The organism is Thiohalocapsa sp., assembly GCF_019695415.1.
Lineage (GTDB): Bacteria > Pseudomonadota > Gammaproteobacteria > Chromatiales > Chromatiaceae > Thiohalocapsa.
This window is the reverse complement of the sequence record NZ_JAIFKJ010000456.1, coordinates 1-1,568: the sequence shown is the minus strand read 5'-3', so window position 1 is coordinate 1,568 and position 1,568 is coordinate 1. Positions and strand designations below refer to the sequence as shown.

Below are 1,568 nucleotides of genomic sequence, written 5' to 3'. Positions count from 1 at the left end.
TTTGACCGCGACGGCTACAGCCCGGCCTTTCTGCGCGCGATGAACGACAAACGGATCGCCTGTCTGACCTACCACAAGTACGCCGACGGCGATTGGCCGCTGGAGGAATTCCAGACCGTCGAGGTCGAGCTGGCATCGGGCGCCCGCGTGTCGATGGAGCTGGCCGAGCGTGGCACCTGGCTCGGCGGCAAGCTGTGGGTGCGGGAGATCCGCAAACGCACCGCCAGCGGCCATCAGACCGCAGTGATCGCCACCGACTACCGCGCGGACCCCGGCCCCATGGCGGCGGCGATGTTCGCGCGCTGGTCGCAAGAAAACTTCTTCCGCTACATGCGTCAACACTACGGTCTGGACCGCTTGGTCGACTATGGCGTCGAGGCGATTCCTGACACCATACCGGTGGTCAACCCCGTGCATCGTCAACTCGACGGGCGGGTGCGGAGCCTCAACGGCAAGCTTGCGCGTAAGCGTGCCGCCTTCGCGGCCCTGACCCTCGAGGGCGACATCGACCCCAAGAAGATGGCGGCGTTCGAGCACAAGAAGGCTGCGCTGCAAGAGGAGCTGGAGGCCCTGGAAAGCGAGCTCGAGGCGCTTCGGGCACAGCGTCGGGCGGTCAAGCGGCACATCACGATCGCCGAGCTACCGGCGGAGGAGCGCTTCAAGCAGCTCAGCACCGCGAGCAAGCAGCTGATCGATACGATCAAAATGGTGGCCTATCGTGCCGAGACCGCGATGGTACAGATGGCACGGGAAGTGATGCAGCGTACAGACGATGCCCGGAGTTTATTACGCGGGTTGTACGCCACCGAGGCCGATCTCATTCCGGACGAAGCGGCGGGCACTCTCACTATTCGCGTCCATCACCAAGCCAATCGTTCTAGCGATAAAGTGATCCGTCACCTTTGCAATGAACTCAATCAAACAGAAACCGTCTTCCCCGGCACATCTTTACGCCTGGTGTATGAGTTGGTATCGAATGAGAGCAATGACACTTCCGTCCGCTCGGATGAATTGGAATGCGCATGACCTATTTCGACTCGGCGCTCATTCACCACGCTGCCGATGGGTTGCCGAAAACCGGGGTCATCACAGAATCCGGGAAGTCAGGAGGTCTGAAGGTGACCTGGCGCCCGCTGGGATAGGTGATGCCGGTGAGCTGGTCGGCGGCGTCGTAGTCGTAGGCGACGGTGAGGCGGATGCCGGCCAGGGTCTGGGTGGCCTCGGCCAGGGTGCCGCGGGCATGGTAGGCGTAGCCGAGGCTGAGGTCGCCGCTGTCGATGCCGGTCAGGCGGCCGAGGCCATAGAGGCCCTCGTCGTAGCGGTAGTCGATGGCGGGCTCGGGGACGACCCGGGGACGGGACGACCCGTGGACACCCACGTTTCCAACGGTCCTGTCCGAGCGGACGACCAGCCGCCTACTTCGTGACGCAAAAGGAGGAACGGGAGTAAGGAGTAAGATGGGTGTCCTCGAGTCTGCTCGTTGCGCGATTTTAAGGAAAGTGGGTGTCCTCGATTCCTCGATTCCTCGATTCGCGCGTCGATTCGCGCGATTCCCGCGTGAACCAGTG

Annotated in this window: 2 protein-coding genes; one reads left to right on the top strand and one right to left on the bottom strand. The window is 62.7% G+C overall.

Annotated features, from left to right (window positions below):
* Nucleotides 1–1,026, top strand: a 1,026-nt coding sequence (locus I6U14_RS12810; RefSeq protein WP_296899892.1) for a putative transposase, incomplete at its 5' end; no start/stop codon positions are given.
* A gap of 22 nt (nucleotides 1,027–1,048) precedes the next feature.
* On the opposite strand, the gene I6U14_RS12805 is transcribed toward I6U14_RS12810, so the two are convergent.
* Complete coding sequence (locus tag I6U14_RS12805; RefSeq protein ID WP_296899891.1) at nucleotides 1,049–1,378, bottom strand: hypothetical protein; 330 nt, start codon at nucleotides 1,376–1,378, stop codon at nucleotides 1,049–1,051.
* Between the last annotated feature and the right edge of the window lie 190 nt (nucleotides 1,379–1,568).